At 36.6% G+C, this 15,924-nt stretch carries 12 protein-coding genes; 3 read left to right on the top strand and 9 right to left on the bottom strand.

Features of this window, described 5'->3' with window-relative positions:
• The first annotated feature begins 1 nt into the window (after position 1).
• The gene (locus tag EHQ31_RS16720; RefSeq protein WP_135574008.1) at positions 2-511 is read left to right on the top strand and encodes an acyl-CoA thioesterase; all 510 of its coding nucleotides are present in this window, start codon (positions 2-4) and stop codon (positions 509-511) included.
• Positions 512-531: 20 nt separating this feature from the next.
• On the opposite strand, the gene EHQ31_RS16715 is transcribed toward EHQ31_RS16720, so the two are convergent.
• The 9 genes from EHQ31_RS16715 to EHQ31_RS16675 form a co-directional block, all read right to left on the bottom strand.
• Positions 532-909 carry a hypothetical protein gene (locus EHQ31_RS16715; protein ID WP_135572177.1) on the bottom strand — a complete coding sequence of 126 codons (378 nt, stop codon included), beginning with the start codon at positions 907-909 and terminating at the stop codon, positions 532-534.
• 44 nt (positions 910-953) lie between these two features.
• Positions 954-1,286 (bottom strand): DUF1330 domain-containing protein, encoded by a 333-nt coding sequence (locus EHQ31_RS16710; protein WP_135572175.1) that lies wholly within the window; start codon positions 1,284-1,286, stop codon positions 954-956.
• Between the two features lie 81 nt (positions 1,287-1,367).
• On the bottom strand, positions 1,368-2,579 hold the full coding sequence (locus EHQ31_RS16705; protein ID WP_135572173.1) for an MFS transporter: 1,212 nt from the start codon (positions 2,577-2,579) through the stop codon (positions 1,368-1,370).
• 44 nt (positions 2,580-2,623) lie between these two features.
• The gene (locus EHQ31_RS16700; RefSeq protein WP_420844123.1) at positions 2,624-3,181 is read right to left on the bottom strand and encodes a gamma carbonic anhydrase family protein; all 558 of its coding nucleotides are present in this window, start codon (positions 3,179-3,181) and stop codon (positions 2,624-2,626) included.
• A gap of 25 nt (positions 3,182-3,206) precedes the next feature.
• On the bottom strand, positions 3,207-5,168 hold the full coding sequence (locus EHQ31_RS16695; protein WP_135572169.1) for a 7TM diverse intracellular signaling domain-containing protein: 1,962 nt from the start codon (positions 5,166-5,168) through the stop codon (positions 3,207-3,209).
• A gap of 47 nt (positions 5,169-5,215) precedes the next feature.
• The gene (gene pheT / locus EHQ31_RS16690; RefSeq protein WP_135572167.1) at positions 5,216-7,615 is read right to left on the bottom strand and encodes a phenylalanine--tRNA ligase subunit beta; all 2,400 of its coding nucleotides are present in this window, start codon (positions 7,613-7,615) and stop codon (positions 5,216-5,218) included.
• 42 nt (positions 7,616-7,657) lie between these two features.
• Positions 7,658-9,742, bottom strand: coding sequence for a sensor domain-containing protein (locus EHQ31_RS16685; RefSeq protein WP_135572165.1), 2,085 nt, complete (start codon positions 9,740-9,742; stop codon positions 7,658-7,660).
• A complete protein-coding gene (locus EHQ31_RS16680) occupies positions 9,732-10,976 on the bottom strand; it encodes an amidohydrolase family protein (RefSeq protein WP_135572163.1) in 1,245 nt (414 codons plus the stop codon). The genes EHQ31_RS16685 and EHQ31_RS16680 overlap by 11 nt, the downstream gene beginning before the upstream one ends.
• Before the next feature lie 122 nt (positions 10,977-11,098).
• A complete protein-coding gene (locus EHQ31_RS16675) occupies positions 11,099-13,006 on the bottom strand; it encodes a RecQ family ATP-dependent DNA helicase (protein ID WP_135572160.1) in 1,908 nt (635 codons plus the stop codon).
• A gap of 59 nt (positions 13,007-13,065) precedes the next feature.
• Between EHQ31_RS16675 and EHQ31_RS16670 the strand changes: the two genes are divergently transcribed.
• Both EHQ31_RS16670 and EHQ31_RS16665 read left to right on the top strand, forming a co-directional pair.
• Positions 13,066-14,622 (top strand): MBOAT family O-acyltransferase, encoded by a 1,557-nt coding sequence (locus tag EHQ31_RS16670; protein ID WP_135572158.1) that lies wholly within the window; start codon positions 13,066-13,068, stop codon positions 14,620-14,622.
• Positions 14,612-15,889: a DUF1574 family protein gene (locus EHQ31_RS16665; RefSeq protein WP_135572156.1), complete on the top strand. Its 1,278-nt coding sequence runs from the start codon at positions 14,612-14,614 to the stop codon at positions 15,887-15,889. The genes EHQ31_RS16670 and EHQ31_RS16665 overlap by 11 nt, the downstream gene beginning before the upstream one ends.
• Positions 15,890-15,924 lie beyond the last annotated feature (35 nt).

Genomic DNA, 15,924 nt, shown 5'->3' with positions numbered 1-15,924 from the left:
TGTGGCGAATCCTAATTCATTACCAGCAAAGTCTCCCCAGGAATCAGCCGTAGAAACGCGGCATATAGTTCTTCCCAATGATGCCAATCATTACGGAACAGCGTTTGGTGGAGCTATCATGAGTTGGATCGATTTAATAGCAGCTATGTCTGCCCAAAGACATTCTGGTCATGAAGCGGTAACAGTTAGTATTGATCGAATTAACTTTATAACTCCAATTCAAATTGGTGACCATGTGAATTTAAAGGCTATGGTAAATTATGTTGGAACCACTTCGATGGAAGTTGGAGTTCAAGTGAACAGAGAGAATCCTTATACTGGTGAAATGGTTCGTGCCACCACCGCCTATTTGTCGTTTGTTGCATTAGATGAAAACAAAAAACCTTGTGCGGTTCCTCCATTGCGATTAGAAACTGAATTGGAGAAACGTCGATTCTCTGAAGGAAAACTTCGGATTGAAATGGCAAAGAAATTTTCTGCCAAAATCAAAGCCGGAAGAAAAATCATTTAACGATAAAAGTTGATAAAACTTTATTTGAATTTATAGACAACCCATGTTGCTAAATAAGTTTCTAAAAGACTGAGGGGGATTGCATATAGAAGGATTCCAATTGGTAAAACGGCCAAATTCCAAAGGACAACCCACATCAATACAAAACCAATGAACCAACTAAATAGAAAAGTCTGTTTGAATTCTAAATGATTGGATAAATAAAAAATAGCTAACGCTAAACCAAGGGACCATATCCCCCAAACTGCCCCATTGACAGGTTCCGACGGAAAAGTAATTCCTAATTGATTATAGTGATTTAACCAGATGGACTTAAAAAGCACCTCGTTTCTAAGGAATTCTGACAAACTGATTACAATTGTTGCAAATATAACAGGAAGAATTTTGTTCTTAAACATATTCGTGATTATTTATAGTTAGGTGATATTTTGACAATGATTATTCACGAGTGAAAATCAAAAAATCTTTCATATTCAGCAATTTGAGTCGTACTTTCAACGGAAGGAACAAAATACGTTTCTCTTATTTTTTTGTATTCAGGATCAGCAAAAAAACTAAGTTTTCTTTCTTTATTTTTGAAATAAATCAAAAAGACTCGGTTTATTGAATTATCTGTTTCTGATTTTAAAGTTTGTTGGATTTTAAAATCATATCGAAATCCACCTTCGTATTTTTCTAATAAATATTTCATTTCAGATCTATACTTTGAGTAAAGTTCATCGTCTTTTACTTGAAGACCTACTATGGTTTCTAATGAAAATGGTTCCTTTTCCATGTGATAATGTTTGATTCCTATTATTTTATTGTTTAAAATATTTCAAAAACTAAATTTTGCATTCCAACGAATGAAGTTTGGTTACGCTTTGTTTTGTTTAGTTTGTATGTAATACATGGTAAAAATAGCAACTAAAACCAAAAAAGGAATACTCACTAAATTGAGAGACAACCATCCTATTTTGTGTTCCAAATAACCTGCGCTATAGGTGGAAAGGATCGCAAATGAATATACAATGGTATCATTGACTGCTTGAATTGTGTTTTTTTCTGAAGGATGGTATTGTTCTACAAGTAAGTTTGTCCCTCCAACATACATAAAATTCCATCCGATACCAAGTAGAATCAGTGCCAAAACAAAAGGTAAAAAGTCTGTACCTTGTAAGGCGGCAAAACTTTCTAGTCCCATCACGAAGATTCCTAAAAGAATCAAATATGGAGCCGTCATTTTACGAACTAATTGGCCTGAGAAAAAAGAAGGAATGTACATTCCTAACACATGCCATTGTAACACTTTTGTCGAAGCATGCATTTCGTGGCCATGTGATTTCATTGCCACAGGAACGGCCGACATAAGCATTGCCATCAGTCCAAAACTAAAAGCAGTTGCTAAAATTGAAACCCAAAGTCCTAAATTTTGGATATGGTAGGAAAAGGGCCTAGCAACCAATCTTGGAGAAAGATCTAAATTGTCTTTTGAAGAAATTGAAATTTCTTTGTTAGGTGTTGGTAAAAATAATATAAATATAAATTGTAAAGATAAACTGGAGATTAAAATTAAATAACATCCCAAATATAATGAGTTTGGAAAAAGTTCTTTTCCTTGGAGTCCAGCCAGTGGACCTAAAAACGCCGCAGGAATTCCTGCAACCAATAACCAAGATAGAGCATTTGCCCTATCATGGGTAGGAACGGATTCCATAGCTACAAAACGTAAGTATTGTACAAATGCTTGATGGAAACCGTATAACAAATGTGCTACGGAAAAAAGGTTGAAATTCCTTTCATACATAGCGTAAGAAGCAAGAATTGCGCCCAAAATTCCAATTAGTGTTCCAGTGAGTAAACCAAATTTACTACCTTTCCATTTCATCAAGCGAGAAGCTGGCACAAGCCCAAGGAGTGTTCCTAAGACTACAAAAGATATTGGCAAGGAAGCAGATTCAGGGGAAGGTGCAATGGTTTGTCCTGCGAGAGCCGAAACTGCCATAATCATCACGGTTCCAATTTGAAATACAGTTTGTGTAATGGAAAAAATTCCAAGAACTTGCAATTTATCTATAATTTTTTTCATAAAAGGAATCAGGTTTAGAGAATAAGAATTGTTAGTTTAAAAAGTTAGATACCTAACTTTTCTATAATTTCTTTGGCTTGGTTTACAAATTGAACCTCTTCTTCTTTTCGAAACGGAACAAAGATATTTTTTTCAAAACGAACGGATAGGTGTGCGTATTCAATACATCCTGCTACAGTTAACTCTGGTTTTGCTTTGCCAGGAAAAATTTTTATATCGGAACCATTTGGAACCACAAGAGAACGTGGGGGGATTTTTTTCCCTCCACGGATCATACAACCAGCTGCAATTTGAGATCCATCCCCAATTTCGGCATTGTCGAGAACGACAGAACCAATTCCTATCAGAACACCTTTACCGATTTTACAACCGTGAATCATTACATTATGACCAACTAATGTCCATTCGCCGATAGAGATGGGGCTTGTGCTATCGGTATGTAAAGTGGAATTGTCCTGGATATTGACATAACTTCCTAAATTGATTGTGTTCATGTCAGCACGAACGACAGCACCCGGCCATAAAGATACGGAAGTTCCAAATTCGATCATACCAAAGGCAGTGGCGGCTGGATGAATGAATGGTTTTGCGAAAACGGGAATTTCGGAATAGGACATGGTATCAAAGTCAGTTTAGACTTTGAATTTCGCAACCTATAAATGTGATGTCATCTTGTTTTGCATCACCTTCCGTAAATGAAGTTAGCTCACTAAGTACTTTTGCCATCGTATGATCCAAACTCATCTTTAGGTTCTCTTTTAAAATTTCATACAGACGATCTTCACCAAAAAGTTCTTTTTCTTCGTTAAATTGTTCAAAAATTCCATCGGTAAAAAGAAAAATACGATCACCTTCTTCTATTTGATGTTCGATGAGTCGGTATTGGGTATGATCCATAAGACCAATAATTTTTCCAGTTCTTGGTAGGAGTTTTATATCGTAAATTCTTTGATGGATTTGGTCTGGATGTCCGGCTGAAGCATAAAATAACAATTTGTTTTTTAAATCAATATCACAAACGGAACATGTAAATATTGTTTGGACATTACTATATTTATTAATAAATATTTGGTTCATGTGAAAAACTAAATCATCAGGATGATCATAAATCATTTTAAGTGATTCGTATTCCGCTTTGATTGCCATCGTGATTAGTGCGGCCTGTATTCCATGACCTGTCGCATCTGCTACAAAAATCCGATAATAGTCTGGTTTTACTTGTGTTAGGTCGTAAAAATCACCACCAACTTCTGACATTGACTGGTAATAGGAATGAAAGTGAATTCTTGGATCACTTGTTTTAATATCTGAGAATAAAGTTTTTTGAATTTTTTTTGCTACATTCAAATCTTTTTTAATCAAATTTAAAGATTCATCTAATGTTTTGGTTCTTTCTCTTACTTTCTCTTCAAGAGTTACTAGAGCTTCGGCCTGTGTTTTTGATTTTTCTTCTTTTAATTCATTAATTTTATTAGCAAGGGCTAACGAAAGAATGGCTGCTTCTAATGTAGAACCAATTTGGTTTCCATAAATTGTAAATACATTCACTGGTAGTATTCCATTTTGCATCAAAGTATACATTAGAATTCCAAACAGTAATGTTCCCCATCCTATGAGGAATAACCTAGCTTGTTTATTTCCAGTGCTATAATTTACAATGGCTACAAGAAGCACCGATACTACAAAAACTTGAGCAATTAGGTTTCCCAACCGAACCGCAATTCCAATGGGTAAATAAGAATAAGGAATTAAAATATAAAAAAGAACTATAACTTTTAAAGATTGGATCAAACGGTGAGACCAAGGATTTAACTCTTTAAGATTTAAAGTTTGCTGTGCAAAAGTCCAACCTGAAAGAGCCGAACAAGTCACAATAATACTTCCAATTCGATTGTGAATTTCTGGATGATCTAAAGTGAATATTTGATTTAAAATTCCATTTAAATACATTTGTAACATAAGGTTGAAAAAAATAGAAATGGAATAGGTGATATATGCTTTTTCTTTCAGTATAAAAAAGATAAATAAATTGTATATGACCATTATAAATATGGTCCCGTAGAAAAAACCAAGTATGGTATTTTCTAAATTTTCTTTTAAATAGAAAGTTTCTTTTGAATAAAAACGAATTAAGTAACTAATATTAGATGATGATTTAGTTTCTAAAATTAAAGTTTTGGTTTCATTTTCTTTCCAATCTAATTCGAAGGCGATTGATTTGGAGAAAGCATCCCAATGCGAATGTGCTATAAAATCTCCACCTTCTTTTAAAGGTTCTGGATTCCCTTCCTCATATACTCGAACCATATCAAGATGTGGATTTCCTAAATCGAGTATGAGTTTATTAAAAGGTGTTGGGTTGATTGCCTTAATGCGTAGGTAAACATGTTCCGATTGAAAACCTAAACTTAGATTATTTTTAAAAATAGGTGTCCATCTAAGTTTTTGAAAATTGGTATCGATATTCGGAGCGATCGCATAATCAATTTTTTGCGGAACAAAGCTGTCATCCGAAATGGATTTTTGAATTTCCAATCGGGAACAAGAGAGAAGTAGGCCCGACAAAATGACTGTTAGGAGTGTCCGCATAAACTCGGATGATTACCCGATAAAAATCGGGATTTGTCAAAGCAATTTTATCGTAAGTTGTAACCGTTCACTTTGGCCATCTCGACAAGCGAATCAGATAGTTCCTTAAATCTTTCTTGTGTAAAGGTTTTATCATAGGACATAAGTTGAAATCGATAGGTGACAGATTTTTTTCCTTCTCCTACAGAATCTCCTCTAAAGATCGTCTGAACAAACACAGATTCAAGTTCAGGAATATTCATTGTGTTGACTAAGTCCGCAAAAGGTTCAGTTGGTTCTTTTTCGTTCATGAGCAATGAAAGATCGAGTTGGCCTTGTGGGAAGTTAGAAGGCGGAATAAAATGTGAGTTTCTTCCCCATTTTTCCCAAATTTCTACTAATAATTCCATATTGATTTTTGATAAAATGGCCCTACGTTTTAAGTCATATTCATCCGCATAACGCGTGTGAAGAATCCCCAATTCAGCAATTTCGTTTCCTTCATAAGAAAGCACAAGTGCTGCATTCGGATGGAAATAATTTTTGGAAGTTTTTAACCATTGGAACTTTGGAAGGTTTAGATATTGAAATAGATCGGAGATGGTTTCTCTTAATTGCAGAAATTCAAGTTCTATTGATGTTATGTCATTTTGTTTATTTTTGGAAAGAGAAAGAATAGACATCCAACGTTTTTCTTCCGCTAATTCTGAGCCTTTTCCTTCCTTATGATAGGTTCTTCCCAATTCAAATAGATTAAAGGAATCAAATCGGTCTTGATTGAGTTTAGCTTGTTTGATTAAACCTGGATATAAACTGTTGCGAAGTAACGAATGTTCGTCGGGCATTTCGTTTGATATCTTTAGCGAAGAACTTTCTAAAGTTGCTTCTAATTTTGCATCTGCAGGAGAAGCAAAGGAATAGTTATATACTTCGTTAAATCCAACTTCTAATGCTAAAAAGTTTTTTACTCTTCTTTCTAATTCACGTAATGGATTTCGAATCGGTGTTTCTACTGCCATAGAAAGTGCTTGTGTTTGGATGGATGCATATCCAATGGTTCTACCAATTTCTTCCACAAGGTCTTCTTGAATGGTGACATCATAGTTTTGTCTGAATTTAGGAACAAGAACTGTTAACTCTTCACCTTCGTTTGTTACAGTAAATCCAAGTCGTTTTAAGATTTCTGTAACTTCAATTTGTGAAATATTTTTTCCTAATTTATGACGTAGGAAACTAAGATTGGTTTTGATAGTAACAGATTTTGTTTCAGTATGGTTGAATCCTTGTGGTGCAAATACTTTAATTTTTGGATTTCCATTTTCTTTTAAAAGTTGCACGGCACGTTTAATGACAGGCAAACAAGTGAAACTATCTAATCCTTTTTCATATCGAACTGCAGATTCTGTGCGGATATTGGTTTTACGAATGGTATAACGAACATCTTCTCTTTTGAAAACCGCAGATTCCATTACTAAATTTTTTGTAGAATCGATGACTGCAGAATCTTTTCCACCCATAACCCCCGCCAAGGCCACAGGATCTTTTCCATTTTGAATGAGCAGGAGATCTTTTTGTAATTTAGGTGATGTATCATCTAACAGAGGAAAAGTGTCACCATCTTTAGATTTTATCACAGAGAAGGTTGTAGATTGTAATCTTTCACGATCAAAAAAATGGGTAGGTTGTCCTAGTTCCAATAAAAGATAATTGGAAACATCTACGACATTGTTAATCGAACGAATACCACATTTTTCGAGTCTTGATTTGATTTTTGGATTAGAAGGAGCTATGTTTACATCTTGAATGGAACAAACGTAATACGCATGTGCATGTTCAGAATTTATAACACTAAGTCCGTCATTTCCTGATTCTAATTTTATATCTGCTTGGAAAGGAAAATCGTTTAAAGGTAATTGGAGTTGGGAGGAAAGTTCACGAGCAAATCCAAAATGGTTCCAAAGATCTGGTCTATGTGTGATGGATTTGTTATCGATTGTGAGAATGGTATCTTCCCATAAAAAAAGTTTGCGAACAGAAATTCCGAGAGTTGTATCTGCAGGAAAAATTAAAACACCCGAAGATTCTAAAGCAAGGCCTAATTCTTTTTCGGAACAATACATCCCTTGCGAACGAACTCCCCGAAGTTCCGAATCTAAAATTTCTTTTCCATCTAATTTGGTTCCTGGTAGTGCCAAAGGAACAATGTCCCCCACTTTCACATTCGTTGCTGCCGTAACAATTTGGTACTCTTTAGAACCATCTGTAGCAATGGTAGTTTGCAGTTTTTCTGCATTCGGATGTTTTTCCAGTGATTTGATTTTAACAGTAATAACTGACGATAGGTGGACTTTAAATTCTTCCACGTCATCAATTTCGCAAATGGATGTATTAATTTTTTCCAGAACCTTTTCGAATGGGACCTGGGAGAGCGGGGTAAAATCGTTTAACCAATCAACTGAAAGTTTCAAGTGAAATCCTTAATTGATAGAAACGGTGGGAAACCGAACGGGTCAATCCGAAATTCCAAGTTCAGTCTTCAGAAAATGAAGGCAATCCTCGGAAGTCATAGGTTTTGCAAAGAAAAACCCCTGAATCAGATCCACACCACTTTCTGCAAGTAAACTTACTTGTTCCTCAGTTTCCGCCCCTTCGGCGACCACAATTAAACCAAGGTTATGTGCTAGGTTGGAAACGGCATGGATGATTGTTTTTGAATCTTTGTCAGAAGTGATTTCAGACACAAACGATCGATCAATTTTTAAGGAGGAAATAGGTAGTTTTTTCAAATAACCCAAACTACTATAGCCAGTTCCAAAGTCATCAATGGCAATTTTGGCACCTAATTTTCGAATTTCCTGCATGGTGCGGACTGCTTCGTCTGCGTTTTCCATTACCGAACTTTCTGTAAGTTCCACTTCCAAGTCGTGTGGATCCACTTTAAAAAGTTTTAAATTTTCTGCGATGGTAGAAATCAATTTCTCGTGTTTAAACTGTTTGGTGGAGATATTAACAGCCATAGAAACATCGTTAATTCCTGCATCTTTCCAAAAACGCATAGTCTGGATGGCTGATTTAATCACCCATTCCCCGATAGCTAAAATCATTCCAGTTTCTTCAGAGATAGGTATGAATACGTTAGGAGAAATAAGTCCTCGTTCTGGGTGACGCCAACGGATCAGAGCCTCAACACCAACTGGTTTTTTTGTATAAAGATCTATTTTAGGTTGGTACATCAAAGTGAATTGATTTTCGATGATGGCAATTCGCATACGGTTTTCGATTTCTAATCGTTCTGCCACAACGGTTTGCAGTTCTTCCGTAAAAAATACATAACAGTTTTTTCCTTGGGATTTGGCCAAGTTGAGTGCACTATCTGCATTTTTTAAAAGTGTGTTGGAGTCTTTTCCGTCTGTTGGATATAGTGCGATCCCTATTGATATGTTTACAAAAATTCTTTCCCCATCAATCACAAAGGGGTGTGTCATTGCATCTAAAATAGATTCAGAAATTACTGCTGCATCTCTTTCATTTGATAAATCAGGAAGTACGACTGTGAATTCATCTCCACCTTGTCTACTAATCAAATCGTAAACTCGAATGCTTTCTCTAATTCGGTAGGCGACCAATTTGATGATTTTATCACCGAAGTCATGACCACGAGAATCGTTTATAATTTTAAAGTTATCTAAATCAATCGCAAGAATTCCAACGAGATTTCCATGCCTTCTTGCTTCTTCAAAAATTGGAAATAGTTTGTCAATAAGAGAGTTTCGATTCGGTAAGTTAGTTAGTTGGTCAAAAAATGCCATATAGGCAATTTTTTCTTCGGCATGTCTTCTTTGGGTAATGTCAAGGAAGGCAACGGCAAGTCCAAAGTTCTCAAGGGGAATCGGTGTGGCCAAAATATCAAACCAAGTAATTTTATCTTCTTTGATAAGACCAATTTCCATGTTTCGAATGACTTCTTTGTGACGAAGTGCACGCATGAGGCTCGATTTGCGTGGATAAATTTTATTCCCATTGGGTTGGATGAGAGTGTATTTACGTATGTTTAAAGTTCTGTTAAGAAGTTCTCCATCTTGTATGTTAAAATAAGTTCTTGCAGTTTTATTAGTTTCTACAATTTTTCCTTTTTCATCAGTGATGGCAATGCCCATAGGTAAGTTATCAAAAATAGATTTGTACTTTTGTTGTTGGAGAAGGAACTCAAAAGAAATGTCTTTTTGAATGGTCACATCGCGATCAAAAGCTAAAATGATTTTTGATTCCCGTAATGGAATGAGTAACCAAATGATCCAAACTTCTTCCTGGGATTTTGTAACGAGTCTGTTTTCGAAATTTAAAATATTCGGATTCTCACCCAAACTATCAAATGTGTATTTTGTATTTTCTTTGTCGTCTTCTTGAGTAAAATCAAGAATAGACTTACCGGCAATCTCCTTCGGAGCAAATTCAAGAAACCTTGCGAATCTTTCGGTAACTGAAATAAAAGTTCCCTCCCAATCCATAACTTGAAAACTGTTTGGATATTCGGCGAGGAGCGATTTAACTGTGAGTCCGGAGAGAATATTACTGCCTAATGGCTCATTTTGCATGTATTTCTTTGCCTAAAAAGTAAACTGCTTCGATAGATCCCGGAAATTGGAATCCTTCAAAGGGTGACCAACCGGACTTACTTTTAACCATTGATTTTTTAAATTCAACTGGTTTTTTTAAATTTAAGACAGAAAAATTCGCCGCATAACCTTGATTAATAATTCCAACACCCTTGCCAAATTTGTCAGGTAAGTAGGGTGCTACGAACTCTCCCGGATTTTTGGCGCAAATTTTTGCTACAGTAGTCATAGGAATGTTTAATTTGAGTATCATATAGGTTACAAATAGTCCATAAGTGTCCAGTTGTGAGATTCCACTTGTCCCTTTTTGTTTTTCTTCTATGGAATGCGGGGCATGGTCTGTTGCTAAGTAGTCGATATGTCCATTCAAAATTCCTTGGACCATTGCTTCTCGGTCTTCTTTTCCTCGAAGTGGTGGATTCATTTGAAACCACTTGTGATTGGTTTCTGTTAACATATCTGTATCAAACATCAAATGAGTGGGTGTCACTTCACAAGTTACATTCACTCCTCTTTTTTTAGCAGCGATGATTTTTGAAAGACCATCTTTTGTAGAATAATGACAGAGTTTTCCTTTCAGATTGTATTTTTCGATTAAATACAATGCAAAATCAGTAGCTACTGTTTCTGCTTCTTTGGGACGTCTTTTTTCATGAGTGGGTTGTGATTGGTTGGCTACTAAAATCTCCGGGTCTTCACAATGGAAACTTATGTCTTGGCCTACGTAGTGTTTGATCACTTCTTCTAAGGAAGCATTGTCATGAAAAAATAATTCTCCAATGGAAGGGCCCATAAACACTTTATAGGGAACTTTTTTTTCCAAAGGTTTAGTATGAGGACCGATACCTGCATACAAGGTAATATGAATAGGTGCTTTTTTAGTGAGCGCTTGTTTGGCGGAATATGACTCATCATCGATGGGAGGAACGGGATTGTTTGGCATATCCGCTACGTGGATCACACCTCCGTTGATCGCAGCATTCCCGGCTGAAATAAAATCTTCTTTGTAAGTATGTTTTCCACTTACGTCTTCTCTTGCATGGATGTGGATATCACCAAAACCGGGAAAAATTACCGAACCTTCAGAAAACTGATGAGCATCAAGATCAATTCCTTCTTTCACTCCTGTGATGAGTCCAGTACTTGAATCAAATTCAATCGTACCTTCAAATTCCCTTTCATGAGTGACGATTTTCCCTGCAATTTTTTCCATTTTGCCCCTATGAATCTGCAGATTCTAAGAGTCATGGAAAGTTTCAAGGGAATTTACTTTGGATTCGAGAGTCTAGAACCCTGTTCGCAAGTTCCAAAGGTACGGAAAAAAAAATTAGAATCTTAGTCCCATTTGGATAAGATTTCAATGATATCATTTCCGAACCGTTCTACTTTTGCCGGTCCCACACCTTTTGTGCCTTCCAGTTCCGAAAGAGTTCTTGGTTTTCTTTCTGCAATTCGTTTGAGGACAGGGTTTTGAAACACCATAAACTTTTTCCATTTGAGTTGTCTGGCCTTACGATCTCGGTAGTTAATAAGCTCTTTTAATATTTGAGAATTGAGAGTGGGTGGTTTTTTTGTTTTTGATGGCGAAGAGTTCGTATCATCAGAGTTAGATGTGCTTACTTTCTGTTTTATTTTAGAAAAATTAGGCAAATAAAGTTTTGGGTATTTGGCTCCGGCCACCAGAACTTTTTTTTCTTCCACCCAAGTTTCTAATTTTGCGATCACTGCTTCTTCTGGAATTCCATCCAATTTTCCGTGGAAAGGATTTCTTTCCATTCTGTATCTTAGGACATCTTTTGTACGTTTGCCCACAAGAGTTTTCGCGATGATGGTTTTTCCAAATACAGCAGGATGTTCTTTTAAAAAATTTTGAATGGTTTCTTCTTCCCAATCAGAAAGAGGGTATTCCCTTTTTTCATTTTTCTTTTGGACTTTGGCTGCTTCCGATTTTAAAAAATGAGAACGATGGAGATTTGTTCCCACCTCAGTACAAATATCACAACTTCCACAAGGAGAAATGGTTTCACCAAAGTAGGAACAAAGTTGAACCTGCCTACATTCTTCTTTATTTGCATATTCCTTAATGTATTTGAGAAGAGTATCTCCCCCTTTGAAGTTTGTTTCTTTGGATAACATAAAGGCTTGTGTGGCCACATCACCCGCTTTAAAAAACAACACACATTCCGAATTTAGTCCATCTCTTCCAGCACGACCAGCTTCTTGGTAATAGGCTTCGAGTGAGGCAGGAACTTGGTAATGCACCACCAAACGAACATCAGGTTGGTCCATCCCCATCCCAAAAGCATTGGTAGCCACAAGGATGGGTACTTTTCCAGAAGTATATGCATTTTGAGTTCGTTCTCGAATTCCATCCGTTCGTCCTGCATGGTATTTTCCCACAGAGAAACCAAAGTCTTTTAGTAGATCATACACTTCGTCAGTTTTTTTCCGAGTGGCGCAGTAAACAATGGCACGACCCGGAAATTTTCTTCCATCTTTCCAAGGCTCTAAAAGTTCGATGAGTCTATCGGCTTTGTCCCTTTCGGCAGATGGATATTCTACACTGAATTTTAAATTGGGTCTATAAAAGGTAGATAGAACCACATTCGGAGATTTCATCCCCAGTGCTGCTTGCACATCGGATTGGACTTTTTTTGTCGCAGTGGCAGTTAACGCTAAAATTGGAAAATTGGGGCGAGGGTGGCGTTCCCGCAAAATATGGATTTGGCGGTATTCGGGACGAAAGTCATGGCCCCATTGCGAAACACAATGTGCTTCATCCACTACAAGAGCAAATAAATCTAGTTCTCGAAAGATACGAAGGAATCCATTGGAAAGTGCTCTTTCTGGAGAAACAAGAAGGACTCGAATTTCTCCTTTCACCGATTTAGCAAGGATGGTCATTTGTTCGACTTCATCTTGTGTGGAATTACAAAAAGCAGCAGGAATTCCTTTGGCAAGCAAACTCTCTGTTTGGTCTTTCATTAAGGCGATGAGTGGGGAAATAACTAGTGTTAGTTTGTCTTTCTGGATGGTTGCAGGAAGTTGGTAGATTAGAGATTTTCCAGCACCTGTTGGCAAAATTGCTAAAGTGTCTTCGCCATTCAAAACGGAACGAATGGCCTCTTCTTGGCCTGGGCGAAATTCCGAAAAACCGAATTTGGTTTTGAGTTCCGAATGTAGATCCAAGGTAACTCTCAAGATTTCTGCAAATCCGAACGGGTCAACGATAAGATTCCCAATTTTACCCTCATTTTTTCAATTTTACAGAATCGGCGTTCTGGAAATACTTACGAAGACCGATGCTTTTTAACACCTTTGTCTTTTTGTTATTCTTTGTGGTCGTGTATGCGATCTTCTTGGGATTCGGATGGTTTGCCGGAAAACAGAAATGGGCATACCGCGCACAAAACCTATGGTTACTTCTTGCATCGTATTTTTTTTATGGATGGTGGGAATGGTTTTTTCTCACACTCATTCTCATTAGTACCATCATTGATTACGGTGCTGCCATTCTCATCGAAGGTACAGAAAACCAAATTCGTCGTCGTCTTTATCTATCAGTTTCCATAGTAGCCAACTTGGGCCTACTTTTTACCATGAAGTACTACGATTTTTTCGCAGTGAACCTCATTGATTCATGGAACCAAATAGCTTTATGGTTGGGATCTACGGAAGCCACTAATTCCAATACCTATTTACTTAGAAATATCATCCTTCCTGTGGGAATTAGTTTTTATACCTTCCAAACCATGTCCTATACCATCGATGTGTTTCGCAGACAAATCAAAGCAGAAAGAGACTTTTTTGATTTTGCTTTGTTTGTGAATTATTTTCCACAACTGGTGGCAGGACCGATCGAAAGAGCACAAGACCTTCTGCCTCAATTAAAAAAACCAAAGTTTCCTACTTGGGAGGGAGTGCAGAAAGGCCTGTATGACATTTTGCTAGGTTACTTTATGAAGGTGTATGTTGCTGATAACTTGGCAACTTATGTAGACCAAGTATTCCTAGCAGGAAAATCATTATACACTCAAAATCCAGAAATCATCCAAACCTTAGATGGATCTCAAATTTTTGCTGGAGCCGTTTTATTTTTACCTCAGATTTATTGTGACTTTGCTGGTTATTCCTTTATTGCTCTAGGGATCTCTAGGCTACTTGGAGTCACACTGACTGTAAATTTTGAAACTCCCGAATTTTCTAAAACACCAACAGAGTTTTGGAATCGCTGGCATGTAACACTCAATAGGTGGTATCGAGATTATATTTATATTTCCTTAGGGGGAAGTAAATATGGAAAATTCGCACAGTATAGAAACTTATTTATTATCTTTTTCTTGTCGGGGCTTTGGCACGGAGCCAATTGGACCTTTATCACTTGGGGATGTTTACAAGGTGTTTATACTTTAGTTTACTTAATTGGTTTTGCCAAAAAGAAAGAAGAAAAAACAGAACCTGTAACCCCGGAATCTCCTACCTTAAAAGATAAACTTATCAGTTTTCTTTCGGGGACATCTAGTCGAGTTTTGATTTATATGTTGGTTGCCTTTAGCGGTTTAGCCTTCCGTTCATACGATGCACAAATGATGTTTCTTTATATGAAAAAATTCCTTTTTGTTTGGAGTTGGGATCTACATCCAAATAACAATATAAAAGATATGGCTGGAATTTTGGGTGAATACATCCGAATCTTTTTGCCACTATTGATTTTAGATGGAATTACCTATTTTAAAAAAGAAAGATATTGGATCTTTTTAATACATCCTATATTTCAAGCCTTAGTTTTATCATTAATGGGATTTCTCATTCTTACTCGTGGGATTTTTGGAAAGGAGGTAATTTACTTTGCGTTCTAAATTTTTAGGAATTGGAATATCTCTCTTCTTTTTTTTGGTTTTGGAACTTGTGGTGCGATTCACTGGAATCCATTATTTGGAACAACCCGAAATCTTTTTTGTAAACCTAAAGAAAAATTTTGTCGAATCGGGAAAAGGCGATGCCGATATCATCGTGTTAGGTGATTCTAGGTCAATGGCTCTAGCTGGATATCCAAAAGATTCCGAGACAGAATATTCTGTTTATAACCATAGTTTGCCTGCGATGGGCCCAAAATACTATCGTTTCTTTTTGGAAAAATATTTAAAAAAGGGAAATACCAAACCAAAAATGGTATTGTTTGCTGCGTCGCCTAAGTTATATTCTACGGGATATGGGCCTCCACTTTATGACCCCGATGCCAAGTCGGTAAAAGAAAACGAATCCATTTCTGCTTATTTGAATCGCCGGTGGAACGAAGGAATCGAAAAGAATTTTTTTCGGACAGCCACTCCTAACAATATCATTAGTTACAGTGGAAAACAGGAGGATGCAAACCAAATCCTTTGGGAATTTTTTGGTCACAGATACCTCCACCAATTTACTTTTGCAGAACTATCCAATCAATATTCTGGTGTGGAAAGGTTGTTTATTCTTTCCAAAGCTGCCCCATTGTTGTATGAATCATATAGGTTTCACGGAGCCATTCGCAATGCTCTTAGCCAAACCAATTGGAAAGTAGATAAAAATTACAAAGAACGATCTCTCTTTTGTGAGTCTTGTGAAAATGTAGAAGCGGGACTTTGTAAACCTGCTTCTTCACAATTAGAGGACAATCTTACCATTGAAGACCAAATCACTCGTCATTTCGGAAAGTATAACATTTCCAATCGATTGAAACCAGAACTTGTATTATTTTCCAAAGATAGGATTCGAAAAGAATTGGATGAGGAATTAAAAAATCCAAAACCATATGTCTATGAAAAACCTGACTTTATTGTTTTGAAAGAATTGATTGAATACACCAAAGCACAAGGGATTGAATTTGGATTGGTTTATATGCCTTGGATTTTGGAAAAACAAGAGTCCCAGGAATCCAAAGACCTACTTGTCGATTTAAAACTATTTTTTAGAGAAAATCCAGAGTCCAAACTCTTTTTCTTTCCCGAATCTTCCTACCCCAGTGACCGATTTGTAGATAATATCCATTACGATTGCCGAGGAGAAAAACGGGTAAACGAAGAGTTCCGCAATTCGGTTCTTCCACAGGTGTTCCGTTTTTTGCATTCGAAAGAAAAATCCAATTGATTTCCGATTTCCGGTAATGGAGAATAAGGCACTCC

Origin of the sequence: Leptospira montravelensis (assembly GCF_004770045.1) — a bacterium.
GTDB lineage: Bacteria > Spirochaetota > Leptospiria > Leptospirales > Leptospiraceae > Leptospira_A > Leptospira_A montravelensis.
The sequence above is the reverse complement of the archived record's forward strand: the minus strand, read 5'-3'. Positions and strand labels throughout refer to the sequence as shown.

Excerpts from the sequence above, each read along its gene's own strand:
- EHQ31_RS16715 (WP_135572177.1), bottom strand. The coding sequence starts at position 909 with ATGTTTAAGAACAAAATTCTTCCTGTTATATTTGCAACAATTGTAATC.
- EHQ31_RS16710 (WP_135572175.1), bottom strand. The coding sequence starts at position 1,286 with ATGGAAAAGGAACCATTTTCATTAGAAACCATAGTAGGTCTTCAAGTA.
- EHQ31_RS16705 (WP_135572173.1), bottom strand. The coding sequence starts at position 2,579 with ATGAAAAAAATTATAGATAAATTGCAAGTTCTTGGAATTTTTTCCATT.
- EHQ31_RS16695 (WP_135572169.1), bottom strand. The coding sequence starts at position 5,168 with ATGCGGACACTCCTAACAGTCATTTTGTCGGGCCTACTTCTCTCTTGT.
- EHQ31_RS16685 (WP_135572165.1), bottom strand. The coding sequence starts at position 9,742 with ATGCAAAATGAGCCATTAGGCAGTAATATTCTCTCCGGACTCACAGTT.
- EHQ31_RS16680 (WP_135572163.1), bottom strand. The coding sequence starts at position 10,976 with ATGGAAAAAATTGCAGGGAAAATCGTCACTCATGAAAGGGAATTTGAA.
- EHQ31_RS16670 (WP_135572158.1), top strand. The coding sequence starts at position 13,066 with ATGCTTTTTAACACCTTTGTCTTTTTGTTATTCTTTGTGGTCGTGTAT.